Raw genomic sequence first — 23,394 nt, 5'->3', positions numbered from 1 at the left:
CTTTCAAGCGAATTGGGAGAGGAAGCGCAGGTCGGCGCTGTGCATCAGCCGGACGTCGTCGATGCCGTAGCGCATCATCGCCAGCCGGTCGAGGCCGACGTTCAGATAGCAGCCGGACCACCGCGCGGGGTCGAGTCCGGCGGCGCGCAGCACGTTCGGATGCGGGCTGCCGCCGGGCATCACCTCGAGCCAGCCGGTCCGTCCGCAGGTCCGGCAGCCGCGTCCGGAGCACACCCGGCAGAGCATGTCGATCTCGAAACCTGGTTCTACGAACGGGAAGTACCCGGCACGCATCCGCGTCCGCACTGGTTCGCCGAACACCGTGCCGAGAATGGTGTCGACGAGGAACCGGGCGGTGGCGAGCGGGACGGTTTCGTCCACCATCAGCACCTCGTACTGGAAGAACGCGCGCTCGTGCCGGGCGTCGGTGCTTTCGTTGCGGTAAACCCGGCCTGGATAGGCGATCCGGATCGGCGGTTCGTGCGTGCTCAGGTATCGGACGCTCGCGCCGGTCAGGTGCGGGCGCAGGCAGCGGCCGTCGGCCAACCAGTAGGTGTCCATGCTTTCGCGCGCCGGATGGTCGGCGGGGAAGTTCAGCCGGTCGAATTCCATTTCCGCCGAGCTGATTTCCGGGCCTTCGACGATCGCGAAGTTGAGCGCGCGGAAGGCGTCGTCGAGGTCGTATCTCAGCTGGGTGACCGGGTGCAGTCCGGCAGTCGGCGGCGGGAGGCCGGGAATGGTGGGGTCGAGCGGGCGGTCCAGCGCGGTTTCCGCGGCGAGCTTTTCTTCCAGGGCAGCGGTAATGCGCTGGTGTGCTTCGGAAAGCGCGAGGCCGAGTTGCTTTCGGGCGGCCGGGTCGCAGCGGCCGAGTTCGCGACGGACGGCGGCGAGCGGGCTGGACTTGCCGAGCATGGAACGGCGCACGTCAGCGACGGCGGCCGGAGTGCTGGCCTGGGCGAGATCGGCGAGCGCGGCCTCGGTCAGCGCGGTGATCCGGCGCAGCATCGAGACGGGGTCAAGGGGGTCCACAGGTTCCTGCCTTCGGGTCGTGAAGTGCTGGACTTCACCCCCCGGGCAGTGTGGGGAGACGCGGACGTCAGCGGGCGGAACCCGGCGCGCACGCGCAGCCCCCGGGCACTCCCCGGGGGCGAAGAAATCGCTGTGCACGCATGCGTTCATCATGGCACGCCGGCTGTCCGTCCGGCAAATGAAAAGCCCCTTGAAGGAATCAGCTTCCCTCAAGGGGCCCTTCACAGACAGCGGGTCAGTGGCCGACGGCGGCCCGGACGGACTCCTTCAGCGAGCCGAGGGTGGCGATGACCGCGGTGGGTTCGTAGCCGCAGTGCGCCATGCAGTTCGAGCAGCGCGGGTCCTTGCCGCGGCCGAAGTTCTCCCATTCGGTGGTTTCGATGAGTTCCCGGTAGGTCTCCGCGTAGCCGTCGTCCAGCAGGTAGCACGGACGCTGCCAGCCGAGCAGCGAATACGACGGGATGCCCCACGGCGTGCATTCCAGGTCGCGTTTGCCCTCGAGGAAATCGAGGAACACCGGCGAATGGTTGAGCCGCCAGCGTTTCCGGTTGCCGCCGCCGAAAGCCTTGGCGAACAGTTCGCGGGTCTGCTGCACGCCGAGCCAGTGGTCCTGGTCCGGGGCCTTCTCGTACGCGTAGCCCGGCGAGATCTGCATGTTGTCCACGCCGAGGTCGTTCAGGTAGTCGAGCACGTCGATGACGTCCTGCGGGGTGTCCCCGGTGAAGAACGTCGTGTTCGTCATGACGCGGAAGCCCTTTTCCTTGGCGAGCTTGATCGCGTCGACCGCCGCCTGGAAACCGCCCTCCTTGCGCACCGACGCGTCGTGCCGGTCTTCGAGGCCGTCGATGTGCACCATCCACGCGAAATTGCGGTGCGGCTTGAATTTGTGGATGTGCTTGGGCAGCAGCAGGGCGTTGGTGCACAGAAAAATGATCTTGTTGCGGGCGAGCAGCTGCCGGGTGATCTCGTCGATCTGCGGGTGCATCAGCGGTTCGCCGCCCGCGATCGACACCATCGGCGCGCCGCTCTCCTCGATCGCCCCGACCGCCTGCTCCACCGGCATCCGCTGTTTCAGCAGGGTGTGCGGCTGCGCGATCTTGCCGCAGCCGCCGCATTTGAGATTGCACGCGAAGAGCGGTTCCAGCTCGACCAGGAGCGGGAACTTCTCCTTGCGCATCAGCTTCTGCTTCATCAGGTAACCGCCCAGCCGAAGAGACTGGCGCAACGGCATGGCCATCGCTCAGAGCACCTCCCGAGGTAGGGTGAACGTCATTTCTTCTTCTGTCAGCGCGTTTTCCGCGACGCTGACCGGACCCAATCCGCGAAGGGCCTCGACTGTTTCGGACACCAGACGCGGCGGCGCGGACGCGCCCGCGGTGAGCCCGATCCGCCCGGCTCCGGAGAGCCGGCGCAGGTCGACGTCGCCGCAGCCGTCCACGAGCACCGCAGGGGTGCCCTCCCGTTCGGAGACCTCCACGAGCCGCCGCGAGTTGGACGAGTTCCCGGAACCCACCACCAGCACCAGATCCACGTCGCGGGCGATCGCGCGCAAAGCCTGCTGCCGGTTGGTGGTGGCGTAACAGATGTCGTCCTTGCGCGGCGAGGAAAGGCCGGGGAATCGTTCGCGCAGCACGGACGCGATCTCTTCGGCCTCGTCGAGCGCCAGCGTGGTCTGCATGGTGTAAGCGGTTCGCGACGGGTCGCGCACGGTGACCGTCCGGGCGGCTGCGACATCGCCGACGACCACCACATTGTCGGGCGCTTCCCCGACCGTTCCTTCGACCTCCTCATGCTCGGCATGTCCAATGAGGAACACAGTCTCGCCGCGACCGGTGTAACGGCGGACCTCGTTGTGCACCTTGGTAACCAGCGGACAGGTCGCGTCCACTACGGACAGCCCGCGATCCGCCGCGGCACGCCGAACCGCCGGGGAGACTCCGTGGGCGGCGAACACCAGCGTCGCGCCTTCCGGAACTTTCTCCACCTCGTCCACGAACACCGCGCCGCGCCCCTGCAGTTGGTGCACGACATGGGTGTTGTGCACGATCTGCCGACGCACGTACACCGGCGCACCGTGCTTCTCCAGCGCGCGTTCGACAATCTCGATCGCCCGCTCCACCCCGGCACAGAACGATCGCGGACTAGCCAGCAACACCGTTCGCGGCCCCACGGCTTCAGCCCACGCAGTGATTGCGGGAGCGGCCCGGCGCAGACTCCGCAACCCGGCGAGTCCATTCGAGACCGTCGAAGGATGCAGCAGCGGCGCACCGACAGTGTCCACAATGGCGCGTACCACAGCGAACGGTTCACCGTCGGCCGCGAGCCACGCGGACTCCATGTCGACCGCCAGCGCACCACTCGAAGTCAGCGAAGCGCGTTCCCGCTCCCGCACCACATGCGAACTGCCGACCACGGGTCCGAGATGGACAGTGAGCCCGAGACGGCGCAACGCACCCGCCAGCAGCGGCGCGGACGGCACCGGCACCACTCCGGACGGACCGCGCACCTCGGTGGCGACCACCACGTCCCCCGGTCGTACCGACGGGGTGAGCCCGCCGCCGATCCCCGCGACGATCCGCGGTCCGGACGGGAGCCGGGCCGCAGCGGCGGCGGCCCGGCGAGGCCCGAGTCCGGTGTGGACCGTCCGCGGATCGGGACCGCGCAAGGCGGCCTGTTCGATCCGCAACGGGGTGCAGACGATCGGGGTCATGACCCGCCTCGTACATATCGGCCTAGTGCGGACAACGGGAACACCACGCGGTACAGGTGATACGACAGGTAGAAGTCGCCGGGGAACCCGGTTCCGGTGTGCTTGTCCTCGTCCCAGCCCCCGTCCGGCCGCTGCCGTTCGACCAGCCACTGGACGCCCCTCGTGACCACAGTGGACTCCCGCTCCCCGGCAGCCAGCAGCGCCAGCAACGCCCACGCGGTCTGCGACGGCGTCGAGTCGCCGCGCCCAGCCCATGCCCGGTCGTCGTAGGACCGCAGATCCTCGCCCCACCCGCCGTCGTCGTTCTGGTGCTCGGCCAGCCACTTCACCGCACGCCGGATCCGCGGGTCAGCACCAGTGACGCCGGCCGCGACCAGCGCGGGCACCACCGCGCCCGTGCCGTACACGTAGTTCGCGCCCCACCGGCCGAACCACGAGCCGTCCTCTTCCTGGTTGTCCCACAGCCACCGGATCCCGCGACGGCATTCGCGGCTGCCGGATTTCCCTTCCGCGGCCAGCATTTCGACCACGTGCGCGGTCACGTCCGCCGAGGGGGGATCGATCACCGCGCCGAAATCGCAGAACGGCAGCCGAGTGGTCAGCACCTGCGTGTTGTCCGCGTCGAACGCACCCCAGCCGCCGTCGCCGGACTGCATCCCCTCCAGCCATGCGACGCTCCGGTCGACCGCCTCGCGGATCCGCAGGTGGTCCGGTTTGCCCATCCGCCGCAGCGCGAGCACCACCTCGGCGGTGTCGTCGGTGTCCGGGTAGCCGTCGTTGGCGAACTCGAACGCGAACCCGCCCGGTTTCAGCGAGGGCCGCCGCACCGCCCAGTCGCCCGGCACCCGGATTTCCTCGCCCAGCATCCAATCCGCAGCGCGAACCAGGGTTTCGTCGCCGGGGGAGACGCCCGCGTCGAGCAGCGCGGTCATCGCCAACGCGGTGTCCCACACCGGAGATTGGCACGCTTCGAGCCGGCGCGCCCAGCCCTGTTCGGTCTTCTCGCGGATGGTGAACCCGTCGAGCCCGGCGATCCCGGCCTTGAGCGCGGGATGGTCGAGCGAGTAGCCGAGCAGGTGCAGCGCGAGGATCGAGTACACCCACGGCGGCTGGATCCCGCCCCACGAACCGTCCGCTTCCTGCCGCGCGAGGATCCACTCCGCGGCCTGTTTGATCGCTAGCTTCCGCACCGGGTTGAGCGGCAGCTTCGCGTAGGCGTGCAGCGCGGTGTCGAGGTTCTGGAACACGCCGTCCCAGGTCCACGGCGCGCGCGTCTTCGGCGGACGCTTGCCGGTGCGCAGTTCGGCGACATCGAACGGCAGCTTCCGCACCGGGCGCAGGGTGCCGACGATGGTGAGCGGCACGATGGTCTGCCGCGCCCAGCAGGCGAAGTCGTAGACGTTGAGCGGGAACCACGACGGCAGGAAGATCAGCTCCGGCGGCAGGCTCGGCAGGTCGTCCCACGACCACTGGCCGACCATCGCGAGCCAGATCCGGGTGAACACCCGCGTCGCCTCGATCCCGCCCTGCTCCCGGATCCACTCCGCCGCCGTGGCCAGCCACGGGGCGTCCGCCGGATCGCCGGCCAGCCGGAGCGCGACCCACGCCTCGACCGTCGTGGACAGGTCGGCCGGGCCGTCCGGGAAGTTCGCCCAGGTGCCGTCGGCCCGCTGCTGCGAGCGGATCCAGCGCGCGGACTCCTCGGCGATCTGCGGGGTGAGGATGCCGAGGAAGTGCCGCAGCAGCAGGTCCTCGGCGTCCATCGTGACGTTGGTGGCGAGTTCGCCCTTCCACCATCCGGCGCGGTCCTGCTCGCGGCGCAGGAACTCGACGGCCGCCGCGACAGTGTCGGCGGCGGTGCGGGCGGCGGGCGCGGACGTGCGGGGGACGGTCTGGGTCATCACGCTTCCCTTCCGGCGATGAAACGGGCGATCGAGACGAGGTCCTCGCGCGGGCCTTGCGGAATGGCGGCCAGCGCTTGCTCCGCGGCGGCGACGTGCCGGGCCGCTTCCGCGGTGGCCCACTCGCGGCCGCCCGCGTCGTCCACCAGCGCGGCGATCCGCGCGAGGTCGGTGTCGTCGTCTCCGGCGAGCCACTCCGCCAGCCGGCGGCCCGCCGCTCCGCCGTGTGTGGTCGCGTAGGTGATCGGCAGCGACTTCTTGCGCGCCCGCAGGTCGGAGTACACCGATTTCCCGGTGACCGCCGGATCGCCCCAGATGCCGAGCACGTCGTCGACGAGCTGGAACGCGAGGCCGATCTCCTCGCCGAACACCGCCAGCGCGTCGACCATCTCGGCGGGCGCACCGGCGAGCACGGCCCCGATCGCGGCGCTGGCGGACAGCAGCGCGCCGGTTTTCCCGGCGGCCATCGTCACGCATTCGGCGAGCACGACGTCGTCGCGCTGCTCGAACGCGACGTCCAGGAACTGGCCGTGGATGAGCCGTCGCGTGGTCTCGGTGAGCAGCCGGCCGGCCGCGACCGCGTTCGGGGAACCGCTGTCCAGCACCACTTCCTGCGCGAGCGCGAGCATCGCGTCCCCGGTCAGGATCGCGCTCGCGGACCCCCACAGCGCCCACACCGTCGGCCGGTGCCTGCGCTCGGTGTCGCCGTCCATCAGATCGTCGTGGACGAGCGAGAAGTTGTGCACCAGTTCCACCGCGACCGCGCCGGGCACGCCGACTTCCACCGGCGCTCCCGCGGCCCGCGCGGACACCAAGGCGAGCGCCGAACGCACGGCCTTGCCGCCGTTGCCCTGGACCGGCACGCCGTTCGGGTCGGTCCAGCCGAGGTGGTAGGCGCTGATCGCGCGGCTGGTGTCGTCCAGCCGGTCGACGGCGGCGCGCAACGCTGGCTGCACGACGTCCCGCGCGCTGCCGAGCACCGGCGGCACCGCTGAACGCGTTTTCTCGGCAGAAAACAGATTGGCGGTCATGCTCCGACTCCCTCCCTCTTACCGTTGTGCTGAAGAAGGGCGGCGGCCGCGGCTGCGCCACTGCGCGCGGCACCCTCCATCGTGGCGGGCCATCCGGTCGCGGTCCACGCGCCCGCCAGGTACAGCCCGGGCAGCGCGGTGCGCGCGGGCGGGCGCAGCGAGGCGGTGCCGGGACCGGGCCGGAACGTCGCGTGCCGCTCGCGGGTGACGAAAAAGTCGAGCACCTGCGCGCCGCGCGCCTCAGGCAGCAGCGCCAGCAGCTCGGGCAGCAACTGTTCGCGGAGTTTCGCGGTGGGCAGGTCGATCTGCGCGTCCGCGGCGGACAGCGACATCGCGAGGTACTGCCCGGAGTCCAAACCGGACTGCCGCGTTCGGTCGAACACCCACTGCACCGGCGTGCGCACACCCGCGACAAACGGTTCGTCGAGGACTTTCCGGTCGAGCACCACGTGCACGTTCACGATCGGCGAGCTGCCGAGCCCGCCGGACCAGCCCGGCGGCAGCCCGATCGCCCCGGCGGGGGCGAGCTGTTCGGTCACCGGCGGGGGAGTGGCGAGCACGACCTGGCTGAACTCCTCCTCGCCGCGATCGGTGACGACCCGCCAGCCTTCGCTGATCGCGCGCACCTTCGTGCCGAGCCGGACGTCCGCCCCCGCCTCGGTCAGCCGTTCGCGCGCCGGATCGCCGTGCAGTTCCCGCAACGGCACCAGCGACCAGCCGATGTCGGCGGCGGCCGGATCGGTGAGCAGCCCCTCCTGGAACACTGTCGCGGCGAGACTGAGCGACGCGTCGTCGGCCGTCGCGTTCAACGTTGCCACGCCGACCAGATCCCACAACGCTTCGATCGCCGCCGCGCTCTGTCCGTGCCGCCGCAGCCATTCCCCGAAGGACTGCCGGTCTGTGCGGTCCGCCTTCGGGTCCACCCGGCGCAACGCGAGCGCGGCGAGCGCGAACCGGGCTCGGTCGAGCGGACGCAACGGGTCGTAGCGCAGCAGCGACGTGGCCAGGTGCAGTGGCGCGGGCAGGTCGTCGCGGCGCAGCCAGGTCGGCGCGGCCGCGCCCGGCAGGCGGATCGGGATTTCCAGGCGAGGCTGCAGCGTCACCCGGTCCGCGACGCCGAGCCGGTCCAGCAGCGCGCGATACGCGGTGCAGCAGCGGAGGAACACGTGCTGTCCATTGTCGACCCGCAACTCGCCGCGAGCGAACGAATGCGTGAGGCCGCCCAGGTGCGGGCGCGCCTCGAACAGCGTCACCGGCCGCCCGGAGTCGGCGCAGGCGAGTGCGGCGGCGATGCCCGCGAGCCCGCCGCCGACCACCGCGACCGGGGCGGTCATCGGCCGATCCCGGTCAGCGCCCGGAACGCCACCACCGCCTTTTCCCTGCCGGACAACGAAAGCCTGCGGTCGAACACGCGCGCGGGCTGTTCGTCGATCCGGTCCAGCAGGGTGCGGTAGATGCCCGACATCGCGGTGCAGCACGCGGCGCTGCGACCGTCCAAAGAGGGCACCAGGCGGAGACCGCGGGAGTACCAGTCGCGGGCCCGCGCGGCGCTGTCGTGGATCAGCGCAGTGAGCCCGCCCTCCGGGTCGGCCAGCTTCCCGTCCGCGCCGACGGACAACTCGACGCCGAACCGGTCGAGGTCCTCTTTGGGCAGATACACCCGGCCGTTGAGCAGGTCCTCGCGGATGTCGCGGAGGATGTTGGTCTGCTGCAAGGCAATCCCGAGCTCGTCGGCGTACACCGGCGCGTTCGGCTCCGGACGGCTGCCGAACACGCCGAGGCACAGCCGCCCGACCGAACCCGCCACGCACCGGCAGTACTCGACCAGTTCCTCGAACCGCACGTACTCGCGCCCGGTCACGTCCATCTCGACGCCGTCGAGCAGTTCCTCGAACGCGCCGAGCGGAATCGGGTACCGGCGCGCCGCGTCGGCGACCGCGACGTACACCGGATCCGCGGTCGCGGAAAGGTCGCCGAGCGATTTCCGGACCCCGGCGAGCCCCTGCAGCTTGGTCTCGGCGGACGCTTCGGTGTCGTCGCCGATGTCGTCGATGATCCGGGCCAGCGCGTACACCGCGCACAGCGCCGCGCGTTTGTCCGGCGGCAGCAAACGGATTCCGTAGTAGAAGTTGCGCGCTTGTTCCTTGGTGACCGCCGCGCAGTGCGCGTAGGCCTCGTCCACAGTGCCCATTGCCGTCATCCGGACCGCCTCCTCGTGCCGACTTGCAGCCACCCCAGCCAACTCAGCAGCCCGGCCCGGCTCGGCCGGACCGGTGCGGACAGCACGTCGCCGCCGCTCGCGCGCAGCGCGTCGACCGCGGCGAGCCCGCCGGCGAGGAAGCCGCTCACCGCGAACCGCCCCCAGCCGGACAGGTGCCCCAGCAGATCCGCGCCGCCGCCCAGCAGGGCGGCGGCGCGGCCGGTTTCCCACCGCATCAGCGCTTTCATCCGGGGCGACGCGTGCGCGGCGCCCAATTCCTCCTCGGCGACGCCGAACTCGGCGAGATCCTCCTGCGGCAGGTACACCCGCCCGTTGCGGTAGTCCTCGCCGACGTCCTGCCAGTGCTCCACGAGTTGGAGCCCCGTGCAAATCCGGTCGGACAGCTCCGCGGCGGCCGGGTCGGCCACCCCGAGCAGGTCGAGCACGATCCGCCCCACGGGGTCGGCGGAAAGCTGGCAGTACGCCAGCAAGTCCGCGAAGACCGGGTAACGGTGCACGCGCTGGTCTTGGATGTTCGCCTGGACGAGCCGCTGGAACGGTTCCTCGGTCAGCCGTCCGGCGCGGATCGCGGGGAGAAGTCCACGGACAGCGGGATGTTCCGGTTCCCCGTTGCCGAACGCCGCGGACAGGTCCGCCGAGAACGCCTCGAGCTGCGCGACCCGGTCGCCCTCGGCTTCGTCGCCCAGATCGTCCACAGTGCGCGCGACGGAATAGACCGCGACAAGGTCGGCGCGCAGCCGTTCCGGCAGCACCCGCAGGGCCACCGGAAAGTTTTCCGCGCGCCGTTTCTCTCGCAGTCCTGACGTATCCGGAGCGTGACGGACACCCGCTGTGGATCTCATCCTCGCCAGTGTCGCGCCCCCGGACGGGCGGCTTCTGCCGCCGGAAAGCGAATTTCGGTGGCTTCGACTTGGCACGAGAGGCCAAAGTGGGGCCAGGATGTCCCGAGGCGACCCGAGACCGCGGCCTGCGACGGAAGGACTCCCGGACACATGGGACCAGATCAGGTGACCCGGCTTGACGAACTGGAGACGGTGGTGACCCGCCGGCTGCCCGCCATGCTCAACGAGGTCCGCGACCAGCTCGCGGACGAGCACCCCGACTACGCGGAGTTCCTGACCGAAGAACTCGCCGACCTCGTCGCCGCCAGCGCGGGATTCGTGCGGCGGCTGATCGACATGGCGGCCGAGCCCGACGAGCGGCTGCCGGAACTGGGGTCCGGCGTCGAGCAGACGGTGTTCGAGGAAATCGGGCGCGCGCAATACCAGCAGGGCAGGCGCGTCACGAGCCTGCTGTCGGCTTACCGGGTCGGCGCGCGCGTGGCGTGGCGGCACGTTTCGGAAGCCGCGCTCGATCTCGAGGTGCCCGCCGAACTGTTCGCCTCGCTCGCCACCACTGTGTTCGCTCTTGTGGACCAGCTTTCGGAATCGTCGCTGCGCGGGTACTTGCAGGAGCAGTCGGACGCGGTGCGCGCGCGGGAACGGCTGCGCGACGAATTGACCGCGCTGCTGCTCTCCGACCGGGCGGACAAGGCCGCGGTGCGCGCGGCGGCGGCGCGTGCGGACTGGCGGTTGCCGAAGCACGCCGCGGTCGTGCTCGTGGAGGACGACAACGAGCTGGGCCGGGAATTGGTGTTCCGCCTCGAAGACAGCTGCCTGCGGCTGCGCAGGCCGGGCGTGGTCGTGGCGATCGTGCCGGACCCGGGCGGTCCCGGCAGGCGCGCGTGGCTCGCCCGCGCGCTGCGCGGCGGCGGCGCGGTGGTCGGCGCGACGGTGCCGCTCGACCGGCTCCCGGCCAGCCTGCGCATCGCCGAGGTGACCGCGCGGCTGCGCCGGGACCACCTGCTCAGCGACGATCCGGTATTCGCCGACGAACACCTCGACGCGATCATCGTGCACCGCGACGACCGGCTGCTCGACGTGCTGCGAAGACAAGCCCTTGCCCCGCTTGACGAGCTGAACGAATCCGCGCGGGAACGGCTGTCCACCACGCTCACGTCGTGGCTGCTGCATCTGGGGGACCGCAAGGCGGTCGCGGAGGACCTGCACATCCATCCGCAGACGGTTTCGTACCGGCTCGGCCGCCTGCACGACCTGTTCGGGCCGTCGCTGGACGACCCGGCCGTGCGCGCGACGCTCGTGCTGGCGCTGGCCTGGGGACCGCCCGGCGAAGCGGACGAAACCGCCTGATCGGGGAATTTCCCTGATGCGGCAGCACGGAGGACATGCTTGGGTCGCGTAAGCGGGGGTACCCCGGCGGGAACCGGGAGGGCCGCTCGCGAGGCGCCCGGGGAGGAGGTGTGCGTGGAGCCGTCAGCTTTCGGCGCCGAATCGCGCCGCGAGCGTGCGGTACAGGCCTGGTGCCGTGCCGCGCAGCGCGACGGGGATCCGCAGCCAGCGCGGCACGTAGTAATCGCCCGGATGCGCGGCGGCGCGCACCACGGCGGCGGCCACGCGTTCGGCGCTCACCGGACGGGGCGTGCTGCGAGTGTAGGGACGGCCGCGACGTTCGAAGAATTCCGTGCGCACCACGCTGGGAACTACGATTCCGACGGTTACTCCGGTGCCGTGCAACTCGAATCGGAGGCTGTCGGCGAAAGCGTCCACACCGGACTTCGCCGCGGCGTACACGGCTTCCCCGGCGACGCCGGTGCGTCCGGCGATCGAGGACACGAAAACGATCTGCCCGCGGTCGCGTTCCAGCATCGCGGGGAGCAGCGCGCGCGTCAGGTCGAGCGGCGCGGTGAGGTTCACGGTGACGAGGTGCCGCAGCCGTTCCTCGGACAGTTCAGGCAGGGGACCAGCCCAGCCGAGACCGGCGTTGTTGACGAGCAGATCCACCGATCCGGTGACCGCCAGCGCGCGTTCGGCGAGCTCCGCCGCGGCGCCGGGGTCCGCGAGGTCGGCGGCGAGCGCGGTGCCGCCGGTTTCCTTCGCGAGGGCGGCCAGCCGGTCCTCGTTCCGGCCGTGCAGCAGCACGTGGACGCCGGAGCGGGCGAGCAGCCGCGCGGTGGCGGCGCCGATGCCCGACGACGCGCCGGTGACCAGCGCGGTGCGGGCCATCAGGCGGCGGGCAGCGCGGCCGGGCGGTGGCCCATGCGCAGCGTGATGCCCGCCGAGCGCAGCGAACGCCGGAACCACCACAGCGAACCGGCGATGGCCAGCCCGATGACCGAGTACGAGCCCGCGGTGCTGACCATGAGGAAGCTGCCGACCGTTTCCCGCGCGAGCATCAGCAGCGTCACGCCGCCGTTCACCGCGAACACGAGGCCCCACAGCACCGAAACGCGCTGGAAGAACCGGCGCATTCCGGGGTGTCCGGAGAGCGAATCGGGGAATGCGCAGAAATCGCCCGCCAGCCGCGCGAGCAGCGGTTTGTTGAACGGCGCGGAGATCAGGAACAGGCTGGCGACGAGGAAATTCTGTAGAGTCGGCTGCAGGAAGTACAGGAATGCGCTGCCGGTGGCCAGGCCCAGCACAGTGCGCGCGACCAGCAGAGCCGTGGTCAGCAGCAGCACGGCGGGGATCTTCTTGCGCAGCGCGAGCCGGGTGCCGACCACGGCGACCGACCAGCACAGCGCGGCGATGACCCCGCTGTCGAAGCTCACCAGGGTCAGCAGGAGATAGAACAGGCCGGCCGGGACCAGCGTCGACTCGAGCAGGTGCCGGCCCCCGTCCACGACGAGATTGCGGAACGAGGGGAGGTCGATCGTATGGGGGTGTCGCATGCGGGTTCTGCTGCCTCCGGTGCCAACCGGGCGACTCGGCCTCGGACAAGGCTTGAGCATAAGCACGGCGGATGGGGACGGTGTGAGGTGAAGAGTCCGTGACAGTTACGGGGATGTCGCTGGTCGTGGCTGTCCCCGCCGCCGTTGCCGGCGCGGCGTGCATGGGACTCGCGAGCGCAGCGCAGGCCAGGGCGACCAAAGAGGTGGAAACCGGCAAACCGCTTGACCTGACGCTCTTCAAGCGGCTCGTCGGACGACCATTGTGGCTCATCGGGATCGCCGCGACCATCCTGGGTCTCGTCCTGCAGCTCGTCGCGCTCGCGTTCGGGCCGTTGCTGCTGGTCCAGCCGCTGCTCGTGACGTCGCTCATGTTCGCCGGCCTGGCGTCCGCGCGGCTGGAGCGCCGCCGCCCGGACCGCACGATGAGTGCCGGCGGGTTGCTGTGCGTGGCCGGGCTCGCCGCGTTCCTCGTCATCGCCCGGCCGAGCGGCAACAGCGAGACGCTCGTCAGCGGCGGCGACCTGCTGCCGCTCGGCATCGCGCTCGCGGTGGTCACGCTGGCGTCGCTTGTTGTTGCCGCGTCAACGAATTCCGGATCTTGGCGGGTGCTCGGGCTCGCTGTCGCGACCGGCGTGCTGTACGGCCTCACCGCCGGGCTGATGAAGGTGGTCGCGGGCCAGTTCCGGGCGGGGATCGACGAACCGTTCCGGCACTGGACGCTGTATCTGGTGTGCGTCGTGGGGCCATTGGGATTCCTGTTGAGCCAGAACACGTTCCAGCAGGGCCGGTACCTGACGCCCGCGCTCGCCGTCATCACCGCGCTGGATCCGCTGGTCGGCGTCGCGATCGGATTGTCGTGGATGGGCGAATCGGCCGACGGGAGGCCGCTCGCGCTGTTCGGCGAGGCGCTGGCCGGGCTGGTGATCGTGGTCGGGATCGCCCTGCTGTCCACCCGCGCGTCGCATTTGTCGGCGGAATCGGATATGCCGTCCGGCGAAGAGGAAACCGCATCGGAAGAACCCGGCGAACGGCCTGATTCGGACCCGGACGACGGGTACGGCCTCGCCGGGACCGCCTGTTAGCGAGAAGGGGGCAGCGTTGGAGCGCGTGCTGATCGTGTCCGCGAACATGGGGCAGGGGCACAACGCGACGGGGCGCGCGCTCGAGGACGCGATACGGCAGCGCTGGCCGGACGCGACCGTGCGGTGGGTCAACGCGCTGGAACGGCTCGGTCCTGGTTTCGAGGGGCTTTTCCAGCGGATTTACGTCGCCAATGTGGAAAGCGTCCCGTGGCTGTACGAGTTCTTTTACGCCGCGATCTGGCGGATTCCGTGGTTCGCTGCCGCGTCCCGCTGGTTCACCGCCGCGTGGTGCGGCAGGCGGCTCGCGAAACCGATCGCCGAATTCGCGCCGGATCTGGTGCTGTCGACGTATCCGATGGGCACCGCGGGACTGGCGTGGCTGCGCCGCAAAGGAAAATTGCGGGCGCCGATAGGTGCGTGGGTTTCGGACTTCGCGCCGCACCCGTTCTGGGTTTACGGCGCGGCGGATCTCACCATGGTGATGCACGACGTCGCGGTCGCGCCCGCGTTGCGCTCGTCGCCGTCGGCGCACGTCGGAGTGTCCGCGCCGCCGGTGCGCGCGGTGTTCCGGCCAGGCGACCAGACCGCGGCGCGCCACGAACTAGGCTTGCCGCCGGACGCGTTCGTGCCGCTGGTTTCGTGCGGATCACTGGGTTTCGGCGAGATCGAGACGACGGTGCGCGAACTGCTGGCGGCGGATCCGTCGGTGGCGCCGATCGCGATCTGCGGCCGCAACGACGCGGCGGCCGCCCGGCTGCGCGCGCTGGGCGAACCGCGGTTGCACGTAGTCGGGTGGACGGACCAGCCGGAGCGGTACACGCTGGCGGCGGACGTCGTGGTGACGAACGCGGGCGGGGCGACCTCGCTGGAGGCGCTGGCGTGCGGGCGTCCGGTGCTGATGCATCGCCCGATCGCCGCGCACGGCAAGGCGAACGCCCGGCTGATGGCCGACGCCGGGCTCGCCCTCGTGTCCACAAAGGACGGTGAGCTGGCGGAGACCGTGCGCGGCCTGCTGGCGGAACCGGAACGGCTCAAGGAGATGGCGGAAGCGGTCGCGCGGCATTGCGAAACGGCCACTCCGCTGGTGGAGGCGCTGGAATCGCTCGTTTCCGCGCCGTTGAACCCGCCGACCCAGCGGCTCCGGCCGGAGGACGCGCTGTTCGTGCACGTGGCCACGCCGGAGGTGCCGCAACAGGTCGGTGCGGTCTTGTTGTTCGATCCGAAGGCGGACGGCACACCGGTCACCCACGCGGACGCTGAGCATCTGCTGGCCGCGACCCCCGGCTTGCGAACGCGCTTGCTGCCCGGCAGCCGGTTGTGGCGCGCACGGTGGCAGGAGGACCCGGGCCGGACGTCGGCGGACGTGCTGACTTCCGTGCGGGTCGGCCCGGAAGCGCCGTTGGACGCGGCGTTGACGCGGGAGATGGACGCGTTCTTCTCGGAACCGGTGTCCCCGGAACATCCGGTGCGGGCACGGCTGGTGACCGGGATCGAGGGGGAGCAGGGGGCGTTGCTGATCGCGCTGCACCACGCGGCGAGTGACGGGATCGCGGTGATCAGCGCGCTGGTGGGGCAGGCGCGGGGGAAGGAACCGTTGACGCCGGTGCCGGTGGCCGCGCCCCGGCGGCGGGGGTGGTGGCGTCGCCCCAATGTGGCGTTGGGTGCATCTGACGCACCGAATGCCACATTGGGTGCGTCTGGCGCACCGAACGCCACTTTGGGTGCGTCTGGCGTGCCGGATGCCGCGTTGGGTGCGTCTGGCGTGCCGAATGCCACTTCGGGTGAGTCTCACGCATCGAACGCCGCGTTGGGTGCGTCTGACGCAGCGGATGCCGCGTTGGGTGCGTCTCATGCACCGAACGCCACTTTGGGTGCGTCCGGCGCACCGAATGCCACATTGGGTGCATCTCATGCACCCAATGCCGCGTTGGGTGCGTCTCATGCACCCAAAGCCACATTGGGGCGCACCGGGTCCCACCCCGAGCGGAGTGCGGTGCGGGCGGCACTTGCCAGCCTGGCGGCACCGGTGCGCGCGGCGCTCGCTCGCGCGGCGAGCCCCGTGTGGCACCGGCTTGAGCGGCCATCGGGACCGGCCAATCGTTCCGGCGCCGCCGAGTCCGCGCGCGCCAAGCCGAGCCAACGCAACCAAGCCGCCGAGTTGGCGCGCGGCGTCTGGACTCTCGCCCGCGCCGGTGCCGCGCCCCGAGTCCGCTGGGACAAGCGGATTGACAGTCCCCGACGGCATTTCGCCCGGGCGCATCTCTCCGCCCCCGAAGTCCGCAAGGCCGCGCGCCGGGCGGGGGTGCCGACGACCAACCTCGTTCTCGCGCTCGTCGCCGAGGCCTTGCATCGCGAGCTGGGCGGGACCGCGCCGGAGCGGCTTCGGGTGCTGATTCCGATGTCGGTCCGCGACACCGGGACCTTCCGTCAGCTCGGCAACCACACCGGCGCGGCTTCGGTGGACCTGCCGACCGGCGCGATGTCGCTGTCGGAACGGGTGCGGGCGACCGACCGGATGCTGTCCGACCAGGTCGGCCACGGTGCGCCCCGCGCGGGCAACGCTGTCGTGCGCGTGCTCGGGATTCTCCCGCCGGCGCTGCATCGCCGGGCGGCCAAGCTCGTTTACCGCGGCACGTGGTTCAGCGTCATCGCCTCGGTGCTGCCCGGCGCGCGGTCGCCGGTGGTGCTCAACGGGGCGCTCGTCCGCACCGTCTATCCGGTCTTGTCGCTCGCTCCCGGGGTCCCGGTGGCGGTCGGCATCATGACGTGGGCGGACCGGTTCACCGTCTGCATCACGGTGCCCGCCGGGCAAGAGGCGCGCGGGGACCGGCTGGCGGCCTCGGTCGTGGAGGCGTTCGGACGGGTGTAGTCACTGCGAGAAGTGCGTACGCGTGCGGGGAAGAAGTTCGCCGTCTACCTCGATGTCCACCATCTCGTTGTAGAACGCCACCAGTCCGGCGATGGGCTGGACGGCCGCGGCCGGGTAGGCGTAGGTCCACGCGAGGCGCTCGTGCAGGACGTCGCCGACACGGACGGACCAGTAGTCGGACGTCTCGCCCTTGTACGGGCAGGCGGTGACCATGCCGGGTTCGGCGACGAGGTGCGCGAAATCGACTTCGGTGCGGTTGAAGTAATACCGGGTCGGGAGGCCGGTTTCGAACAGCAGCACCGGCGACGACGATTCCGCCAGCGTTACTCCGTTCAACCGCACGCGAACATGTCGCGTCGAACGCAAAGCGTCCACTCGCGTGTACGGGTTGCGTGGGTGGACGAAAACCTGTTCGTCCTCTTCGAACCAGGCGTCCAGCGCGTCCCAGTCGAACCGGACGTGTCCAGGTAGGACAGAGTCGTTTACCCAAGCGGCAGCAGGCTTTTCGACCTCGCCGACGCGCAGCGAGAACCGCCCGTCATCTCCGGAGACCAGCGCGCCGGGGAGTATGTCGTCGAGCGGGAAATAGAACTGCGGATAGTAGGGCCATTCCCAGACGTATTTTGCCCGCGTGCTGTCCACAATGGTCTTCCCGGCGAGCACTCCGCGCACTCGCCGGGGGACCGGTTCGACGTGTCCGGTCCGGACTGCCGCCGCTGGGTAATCGGTCATCCGCGCTTCGGGAGTTTCCAGCCGGGGCGCGGGAAGTGGCAGGTGTAGCCGTGCGGGTAGCGCTGCAGGTAGTCCTGGTGCTCCGGCTCCGCCTCCCAGAAGTCGCCCGCCGCGGTGACCTCGGTGACGACCTTGCCGGGCCACAGTCCGGAGGCGTCCACGTCGGCGATGGTGTCTTCAGCGATCCGCTTTTGCTCGTCGGTGGTGTAGAAGATGGCGGAACGGTAGCTGGTGCCGATGTCGTTGCCCTGGCGGTTCTTGGTGCTGGGGTCGTGGACCTGGAAGAAGAACTCGAGCAGCGCGCGGAAGTCGGTTTGTTCCGGGTCGTAGGTGACCTCGATGGTTTCGGCGTGGGTGCCGTGGTTGCGGTAGGTGGCGTGGGGGACGTCGCCGCCGCTGTAGCCGACGCGGGTCGCGGTCACGCCGGGCTGGTGGCGGAACAGCTCCTCCATGCCCCAGAAACATCCGCCGGCCAGGATCGCTTTTTCCGTCATTTCCTTCTCTCCCATCGGGGATTCCGTGTACAGGATGACGCCGCGGGGCCGGTCGCTATTCCGGTGGCCGGGGGCCCGGTCAGAACTCCGTAATATCTCCCTCCGCCGCGGCCGCGACGAACAGGTCCAGCAGCGTCCGCAGGGCCTGCGACGACGGGCGCTTCGCGGAGACGACGACGGTGAGCGGCCAGGTCAGCGACGTGTCGGCGAGCGGGATCGACACGACGCCCGGGTGGTCCAGCCGGGCGGTGCCGGGCAGGACCGCGACGCCGAGCCCGGCGGCGACGTAGCGCGGCACCGTCCGCAGGTCGGCGACCTCGGCGGTCACCCGGCGCGTAAGCCCGAGCGCGGCGAACTCCCGGTCGACCGCCAGCCGGTTCCCGAAGCCGCGCGGACAGTCGACGAACAGCTCGCCGTCCAGCTCCGGCAGCCGGACCTGCTCGTGTCCGGCGAGCGGATGGCTGTCCGGCAGCACGGCGTAGTACGGCACGCTGGCCAGCTGCGTCGCGGCGAGGCCGCCCAGCTCGGCCCGGGAGAGACCGAGCAACGCGACGTCGAGCCTGCCGTGGCGGACGTCGTCGGCGAGGCCGGACGAGCCGGTGAGGGACACCGTCAGATGCAGGTCGACCAGCGGGTGCCTGCGGTGGAACGCGCCGAGCAGCACCGGCAGATCGAACGCGTTCATGCTGGTCAGCGTGCCGATCCGGAGGCTTCCGCGCAGACCCGCGGACGCCTGCTGCACCACCTCGCGCGCCCGCTCCACCGATTCCAGCGCGGCTTTCGCCTCGGGCAGGAAGAGCGCGCCCGCGTTTGACAGCGCGACCCGGCGGGTAGACCGGTCGAACAGCGTCGCGCCGAGGTCGGTCTCCAGCGCGCGGATCGTCGCCGAGACCGTGGACTGCGTGGCGAACAGCCGCTGGGCCGCCCGCGTGAAGCTCAGCTCCTCGGCGACCGCCACGAAGTACTCCAGCTGCCGCGTCTCCATGTCCCAATTATCGTGGATCGCGATAACTATGACCAACACTTTTCGTTGGACTTGATGAGTGGGGCGGGGGATCGTTTCAGGGGTAGGTTCCCGCTTGGAAGGTCGACATGGTCACCACAGCTCCGCCCGCTCTCACCGCCCCGGCCGGATGGCGCGTCAGCCACGGCTGGGGGTTCCGGGTCATCGCTTTCGCGTTCGCCGCGTGCCTCGCGTTCTCCACCGTGCCCACTCCGCTGTACGCGCTCTACCAGCAGCGGGACGGGTTCCCGACGTTCCTGGTCACCGTCATCTTCGCGGCGTACGCGGTCGGCGTGATGGCCAGCCTCTACCTCGCCGGGCACGTCAGCGACTGGCTCGGCCGCCGCCGCGTGATCCTCGCTTCGACGCTCGCCGAGGCCCTGTCGGCGGTGTTGTTCCTGCTCTGGCCGGAGGTCCCGGGCTTGCTGATCGCGCGGTTCGTCTGCGGCGTGGGCATCGGCGCGCTGACGGCCACCGCCACCGCGCACCTGTCCGAGCTGCGGGCGGTGACCCGGCCGGACCAGGACCTGGGCCGCTCCGGCTTGATCGCCACCGTGGTGAACATGGGCGGCCTCGGGCTCGGCCCGGTGGTCGGCGGCGTCTTCGCGCAGTACATCGACGGCCCGCTGACCAGCACGTTCGTCGTGTTCCTGGTGGTGTTGCTGGTGGCGGCGTTCGCGGTGTGCCTGGTGCCGGAGACCGTCGAACGGCGCGAGGAGCGCCCGGCTTACCGGCCGCAGCGCGTGTCGCTGCCCGCCGGGGCGCGGCCGGCGTTCGTCGGCGCGGCGATCGGGGTGTTCGCCGCGTTCGCGATCACCGGGCTGTTCATGTCGCTCGCGCCGACCCTGCTCGCCGAAGGCCTGCACGAGCACAGCCGGATGCTCGCCGGGGTCACCGCGGGCTCGATGCTGGGTGCGGCGGCGGTGGCGCAGGTGGTCTTCGCGTCGATGACGTCGCGGGCGCAGCTGCGACTGGGGTTCGTGCTGATGCCGATCGGGCTGGCGGTGCTTTCGGCGGCGGCGCTGCTGCCCTCCCTGACGCTGTTCCTGGCGGGCTCGGTGATCGCCGGGAGCGGGATGGGGCTGGGCTTCCGTGCCGCGGTCGGGACGGTGGCGGCGCTGGCCGATCCGCTGTCCCGGGGCGAGGTGCTGGCCGGGATCTTCCTGGCGGCTTACGCCGGGCTCGTGGTGCCGGTGCTGCTGGTCGGGATGACGCTGCTGTGGGTGCCGAGCCCGCTCGCGCTGGTCGGGTTTTCGGCGGCGGAGCTGGTGCTGCTGGGGTTCTCGGCTTGGCGGGTGCTGCGGACCGCTTGAGCCGCTGGAAGTCCGTGAAGGGCTCCTTGCGGGAATCTGGTTCCCGCAAGGAGCCCTTCACGGACAGCGGCCCGGGTCAGGCGACCTCGGTGGAGCGGGTCCGGGCAGCGCGGGCGCTCCACCGGCCGTCGTGGCGGTCCACGCGGATCGGGTGGCCGAACGCCCGGCTGATGCTGGCCGTCGTCACCGCCTGGTCGATCGGCCCCGACGAAACCACCGAACCGTCCGCGATCAGCAACGCGTGCGTGGTCGTTTCCGGCAGTTCTTCCAGGTGGTGGGTGACCACGATGGAGGCGAGCCGGGGATGGGTCCGGGTGAGCAGGTCGATCGTTTCGAGCAACTGCTCGCGGGCCGCGACGTCCAAGCCGGTGGACGGTTCGTCGAGCAGCAGCAGCCGGGGGTCGCTGATCAGCGCGCGGGAGATCAGGGCGCGGCCGCGTTCGCCTTGCGACAGCGTCGGCCAGCGTTCGCCTGCCTTGCCGGCCAGACCGAGCAGGTCGACGAGTTCGTCGGCCTGGGCGAGCTGCGCGGCGGTGGGCTGCCAGCGCGGCGGCGTGTCGATGCTCCCGGTGACGCCGGTCAGCACGACCTCCCGGATGGTGAGCGGCGAACGCAGCGGATGCCGCGGGTCGACGTGCCCGATGCTGCGGCGCAGCGCCTGCAGTTCGACCCGGCCGAGCCGTCCGCCGAGGACGTCGACGGTGCCTGCGGTCGGATGCGTGACCGCGCCGCAGAAACCGAGGATCGTGCTTTTGCCGGCGCCGTTCGGGCCTAGCAGCGCCCAGTGTTCGCCCGCCCGCACGGTCAGGTTCACGCCGTGCAGGATTTCCTTGCCCTGCCTGCGGAACACGACGTCGGTCAGCTGCAGCACGACCTCGCTCACGAAAGTGCCTCCTTCAAGGCGGTCAGGTGCGCCCGGCTCAGCTCCGCCGCGGCGGACGCGTCTTTGCCCGCGATCGCCTCGACGAGCGCCAGGTGCGCGGCTTGGTCTTCTTCGGGGGCGGTGATCGGCCGGGCGCGCAGCATGTCGGTCATGGCGCGGTGGATTCGCGGGACGAAACTGTCGAACAACTCGATCAGCACGTCGTTGTGCGCGGCGACGAGCACGGTGCGGTGGAACGCGGTGTCGGTGTCCACCAGGCGTTCGACGTCCGGGTCGCCGATCGCGCGGGCGGCGAGCGCTCGGCGGATCGCACGCAGATCGGTCGGCGTCCGCCGGTGCGCGGCGAGGGCGGCGGCTTCCGCTTCGATGGCGATGCGCGCCTCGATCACAGCGCCGATCGACGCGCGGCGCAGGACCGCGTCCCAATCCTCGGCGACGTCCAGCGCGGTCACGAAAACCCCGGAACCCTGGCGGGAATCCAGCACGCCTTTGCCCGCCAATTCGCGGATCGCTTCACGCAGCGTCGACCGGCCGACGCCCAGTTGCGCGGCCAAAGTCGTTTCCCCGGGCAATTTGTGGCCGAGCGGCCATTCGCCGGCGCGAATGCGTCCGAGAAGGACTTCGGCGGCCTGCGCGGCGAGCGGGTGCCGGTGCACGAGAGGGGGCATCGGAGGGCTTTCTGGTCGGACGGGGCGGCAGGAGCGAGGCTACTGCGGGACATTCTTCCGGCGGGGTGTCGAGTGTGGAGCGTCACTAGTCTACTTGTCTGAGGAGTCGGGGATTTTCTGACCCGTTCGGGTGGGTTACGGTGTTTCGAGTGCCGTATTCTGCCCGGTCCGGGTGAGGATCGGCCGCATGCGTGCCAGGAAAATGGCCGTCGTCGGCGGAGCGATCGCCGCGGCGGTGTGTGCGGTGGCGTTCGTGGCCGGTCCGGGCGCGAGCGCCGCTCCGCTGCCAGGGGGACTGGGCCCGTGCGTCGGCGACGCCTGCCCGGAGAAGTACCCGCCGGTCAACAACGGGCCGTTCGCGGGACGGGACAACGGCATCAACGTCTTCGCCGGCGGCGATTTCCTCGTGCGCGAAGGCGCGGCCGAGGCCGAGGGCCGGGTCGTCGTGCTCGGCGGGTTCGACATGGCGAAGCGGGCCGGGGCGTCCGCGGTCTACAACGTCGGCATCGCGGGCGTCGGCTCGCGCGTGCCCCCGCCGGACGGCGCCGATTTCCTCACCACCGGCAAGAACGTCACCGTCGCGCCGAACCAGCGGCTCCTCGCAGACGGCGGCGTCGTGCGCTACGGCGGCACTGTCACCGGGACCGTGACCGGCACGCTGAAGCAGGACCCGAACGCGGCCGACCCGTACAAACAGCTCCGGCCGCAGCTGCAGGAAGCCAGCACCTGCTACAGCAAGTCCGCGGCGACCGGGACGGCGAAGAACGAGGGCTACCGCACGTTGTTCACCGGCGACGGGAAGTCCGTGCTGCAGGTGTTCAACGTCGACTTCGACCTCACCGGCCGCGGCGGAGGCATGCAGGGCCTGGAATTCGCCGGCATCCCGGCGGGTGCGACGGTCCTGGTGAACCTCGTCGGCGGCAACCGGGTGATCAACACCTACACCGGCGACCTCGCCGACCAGGACCCGATCAACCACCTGCGCGAGAAGCTGCTGTGGAACTTCCCGGACGCGTCGAAGGTGAAGATCGCCGGGCAGGCGCAGTTCCAGGGCAGCGTGCTGGTCGGCAACCCGTCCAGCGACACGACGGTCACCGCGTCGGGCACCAACGGCCGGTTCTTCACCGCGGGCAACCTGCTGCACACGTCCGAGGGCACGGCGGGCGGGCAGGAGTTCCACGCTTATCCGTTCACTGGCGATCTGCCGGATTGCAATGCTCCGACTACTAGTTCGACGGCGCCGACGAGTGCGACGTCGACTAGCTCCAGCACTACGACGAGCACGGAGCCGACGAGCACGACTTCTTCCACGACGACTGAGCCGACGAGCAGCACGTCGTCCAGCACGACTTCGTCGAGTGCCACCTCGACCAGCTCCACCACGACCTCGACCGGCCCGTCGGAGACGTCTTCCTCGACCGCGCCGACGTCCTCGAGCTCGCAGCCGACGTCCTCGTCCGGCACCACGAGCCCGACGACGTCCAGCTCGTCGTCGGAAGCCCCGGCCCCGATCACGACCACGAGCGACAACTCCGGCGGCGTGGCCCCGGGAACCGGCCCGTCCGACCAGGGCCCGCTCGCGTCGACCGGCGCGGACATCCGCGGCTACCTGATCGGAGGCGGCGCACTGCTCCTCATCGGCGGCGCGCTGGTGGCGGCAGTGGCGGTGCGCCGCAAGCGCTCCTGACGAACGCCGTGAAGGGCTCCTTGAGGGAATCTGATTCCCTCAAG

At 70.5% G+C, this 23,394-nt stretch carries 20 protein-coding genes; 5 read left to right on the top strand and 15 right to left on the bottom strand.

Annotated features, from left to right (window positions below; genetic code table 11):
* Positions 1 to 3 precede the first annotated feature (3 nt).
* The 8 genes from EIZ45_RS44325 to hpnC form a co-directional block, all read right to left on the bottom strand.
* Positions 4 to 1,029 (bottom strand): phenylalanine--tRNA ligase subunit alpha, encoded by a 1,026-nt coding sequence (locus EIZ45_RS44325; RefSeq protein WP_205670313.1) that lies wholly within the window; start codon positions 1,027 to 1,029, stop codon positions 4 to 6.
* Between the two features lie 235 nt (positions 1,030 to 1,264).
* Positions 1,265 to 2,266, bottom strand: a complete 1,002-nt coding sequence (gene hpnH / locus EIZ45_RS44320) for an adenosyl-hopene transferase HpnH (RefSeq protein ID WP_037819406.1) — start codon at positions 2,264 to 2,266, stop codon at positions 1,265 to 1,267.
* A gap of 3 nt (positions 2,267 to 2,269) precedes the next feature.
* Complete coding sequence (ispH, locus tag EIZ45_RS44315; RefSeq protein ID WP_134669864.1) at positions 2,270 to 3,739, bottom strand: 4-hydroxy-3-methylbut-2-enyl diphosphate reductase; 1,470 nt, start codon at positions 3,737 to 3,739, stop codon at positions 2,270 to 2,272.
* Positions 3,736 to 5,640 (bottom strand): squalene--hopene cyclase, encoded by a 1,905-nt coding sequence (gene shc, locus EIZ45_RS44310; RefSeq protein WP_134669862.1) that lies wholly within the window; start codon positions 5,638 to 5,640, stop codon positions 3,736 to 3,738. Before shc ends, ispH begins: the two co-directional genes overlap by 4 nt.
* On the bottom strand, positions 5,640 to 6,671 hold the full coding sequence (locus tag EIZ45_RS44305; protein ID WP_134669860.1) for a polyprenyl synthetase family protein: 1,032 nt from the start codon (positions 6,669 to 6,671) through the stop codon (positions 5,640 to 5,642). Before EIZ45_RS44305 ends, shc begins: the two co-directional genes overlap by 1 nt.
* Positions 6,668 to 8,005 carry a hydroxysqualene dehydroxylase HpnE gene (hpnE, locus tag EIZ45_RS44300; RefSeq protein WP_134669858.1) on the bottom strand — a complete coding sequence of 446 codons (1,338 nt, stop codon included), beginning with the start codon at positions 8,003 to 8,005 and terminating at the stop codon, positions 6,668 to 6,670. Before hpnE ends, EIZ45_RS44305 begins: the two co-directional genes overlap by 4 nt.
* Positions 8,002 to 8,862 carry a presqualene diphosphate synthase HpnD gene (gene hpnD / locus EIZ45_RS44295; protein WP_134669896.1) on the bottom strand — a complete coding sequence of 287 codons (861 nt, stop codon included), beginning with the start codon at positions 8,860 to 8,862 and terminating at the stop codon, positions 8,002 to 8,004. The genes hpnE and hpnD overlap by 4 nt, the downstream gene beginning before the upstream one ends.
* A gap of 5 nt (positions 8,863 to 8,867) precedes the next feature.
* On the bottom strand, positions 8,868 to 9,734 hold the full coding sequence (hpnC, locus tag EIZ45_RS44290) for a squalene synthase HpnC (protein ID WP_205670312.1): 867 nt from the start codon (positions 9,732 to 9,734) through the stop codon (positions 8,868 to 8,870).
* A gap of 150 nt (positions 9,735 to 9,884) precedes the next feature.
* Between hpnC and EIZ45_RS44285 the strand changes: the two genes are divergently transcribed.
* The gene (locus EIZ45_RS44285; RefSeq protein WP_051172357.1) at positions 9,885 to 11,081 is read left to right on the top strand and encodes a CdaR family transcriptional regulator; all 1,197 of its coding nucleotides are present in this window, start codon (positions 9,885 to 9,887) and stop codon (positions 11,079 to 11,081) included.
* A 123-nt stretch (positions 11,082 to 11,204) separates the two neighbouring features.
* Here the strand turns inward: EIZ45_RS44285 and EIZ45_RS44280 are convergent, their stop codons facing one another.
* Both EIZ45_RS44280 and EIZ45_RS44275 read right to left on the bottom strand, forming a co-directional pair.
* A complete protein-coding gene (locus EIZ45_RS44280; protein WP_167756724.1) occupies positions 11,205 to 11,954 on the bottom strand; it encodes an SDR family oxidoreductase in 750 nt (249 codons plus the stop codon).
* The gene (locus EIZ45_RS44275) at positions 11,954 to 12,619 is read right to left on the bottom strand and encodes a VC0807 family protein (protein ID WP_037819429.1); all 666 of its coding nucleotides are present in this window, start codon (positions 12,617 to 12,619) and stop codon (positions 11,954 to 11,956) included. Before EIZ45_RS44275 ends, EIZ45_RS44280 begins: the two co-directional genes overlap by 1 nt.
* A 113-nt stretch (positions 12,620 to 12,732) precedes the next feature.
* Here EIZ45_RS44275 and EIZ45_RS44270 point away from each other — a divergent pair, with 113 nt between their 5' ends.
* The gene (locus EIZ45_RS44270; protein ID WP_037819432.1) at positions 12,733 to 13,701 is read left to right on the top strand and encodes a DMT family transporter; all 969 of its coding nucleotides are present in this window, start codon (positions 12,733 to 12,735) and stop codon (positions 13,699 to 13,701) included.
* Between the two features lie 25 nt (positions 13,702 to 13,726).
* Positions 13,727 to 16,570 carry a WS/DGAT domain-containing protein gene (locus EIZ45_RS47245; RefSeq protein ID WP_134736122.1) on the top strand — a complete coding sequence of 948 codons (2,844 nt, stop codon included), beginning with the start codon at positions 13,727 to 13,729 and terminating at the stop codon, positions 16,568 to 16,570.
* On the opposite strand, the gene EIZ45_RS44260 is transcribed toward EIZ45_RS47245, so the two are convergent.
* The 3 genes from EIZ45_RS44260 to EIZ45_RS44250 all read right to left on the bottom strand — a co-directional run bounded on the left by EIZ45_RS44260 (position 16,571) and on the right by EIZ45_RS44250 (position 18,781).
* A complete protein-coding gene (locus EIZ45_RS44260) occupies positions 16,571 to 17,302 on the bottom strand; it encodes a DUF427 domain-containing protein (RefSeq protein WP_134669852.1) in 732 nt (243 codons plus the stop codon).
* Positions 17,299 to 17,796 carry a peptide-methionine (S)-S-oxide reductase MsrA gene (gene msrA / locus EIZ45_RS44255; protein WP_043833708.1) on the bottom strand — a complete coding sequence of 166 codons (498 nt, stop codon included), beginning with the start codon at positions 17,794 to 17,796 and terminating at the stop codon, positions 17,299 to 17,301. The genes EIZ45_RS44260 and msrA overlap by 4 nt, the downstream gene beginning before the upstream one ends.
* Positions 17,797 to 17,875: 79 nt before the next feature.
* Positions 17,876 to 18,781: a LysR family transcriptional regulator gene (locus tag EIZ45_RS44250; RefSeq protein WP_134669850.1), complete on the bottom strand. Its 906-nt coding sequence runs from the start codon at positions 18,779 to 18,781 to the stop codon at positions 17,876 to 17,878.
* A 107-nt stretch (positions 18,782 to 18,888) separates the two neighbouring features.
* Here EIZ45_RS44250 and EIZ45_RS44245 point away from each other — a divergent pair, with 107 nt between their 5' ends.
* Positions 18,889 to 20,112, top strand: a complete 1,224-nt coding sequence (locus EIZ45_RS44245) for an MFS transporter (RefSeq protein ID WP_134669848.1) — start codon at positions 18,889 to 18,891, stop codon at positions 20,110 to 20,112.
* 76 nt (positions 20,113 to 20,188) lie between these two features.
* On the opposite strand, the gene EIZ45_RS44240 is transcribed toward EIZ45_RS44245, so the two are convergent.
* The gene (locus tag EIZ45_RS44240) at positions 20,189 to 20,995 is read right to left on the bottom strand and encodes an ABC transporter ATP-binding protein (RefSeq protein WP_134669846.1); all 807 of its coding nucleotides are present in this window, start codon (positions 20,993 to 20,995) and stop codon (positions 20,189 to 20,191) included.
* The gene (locus EIZ45_RS44235) at positions 20,992 to 21,663 is read right to left on the bottom strand and encodes a FadR/GntR family transcriptional regulator (RefSeq protein ID WP_134669844.1); all 672 of its coding nucleotides are present in this window, start codon (positions 21,661 to 21,663) and stop codon (positions 20,992 to 20,994) included. The genes EIZ45_RS44240 and EIZ45_RS44235 overlap by 4 nt, the downstream gene beginning before the upstream one ends.
* 187 nt (positions 21,664 to 21,850) lie before the next feature.
* On the opposite strand from EIZ45_RS44235, the gene EIZ45_RS44230 reads away from it, so the two are divergent.
* A complete protein-coding gene (locus EIZ45_RS44230) occupies positions 21,851 to 23,350 on the top strand; it encodes a choice-of-anchor A family protein (RefSeq protein ID WP_134669842.1) in 1,500 nt (499 codons plus the stop codon).
* The last annotated feature ends 44 nt before the right edge of the window (positions 23,351 to 23,394 follow it).

Origin of the sequence: Amycolatopsis sp. CFH S0740 (assembly GCF_004522315.1) — a bacterium.
In the GTDB taxonomy this organism is placed as follows: Bacteria; Actinomycetota; Actinomycetes; order Mycobacteriales; family Pseudonocardiaceae; genus Amycolatopsis; species Amycolatopsis nivea.
The sequence above is the reverse complement of the archived record's forward strand: the minus strand, read 5'-3'. Positions and strand labels throughout refer to the sequence as shown.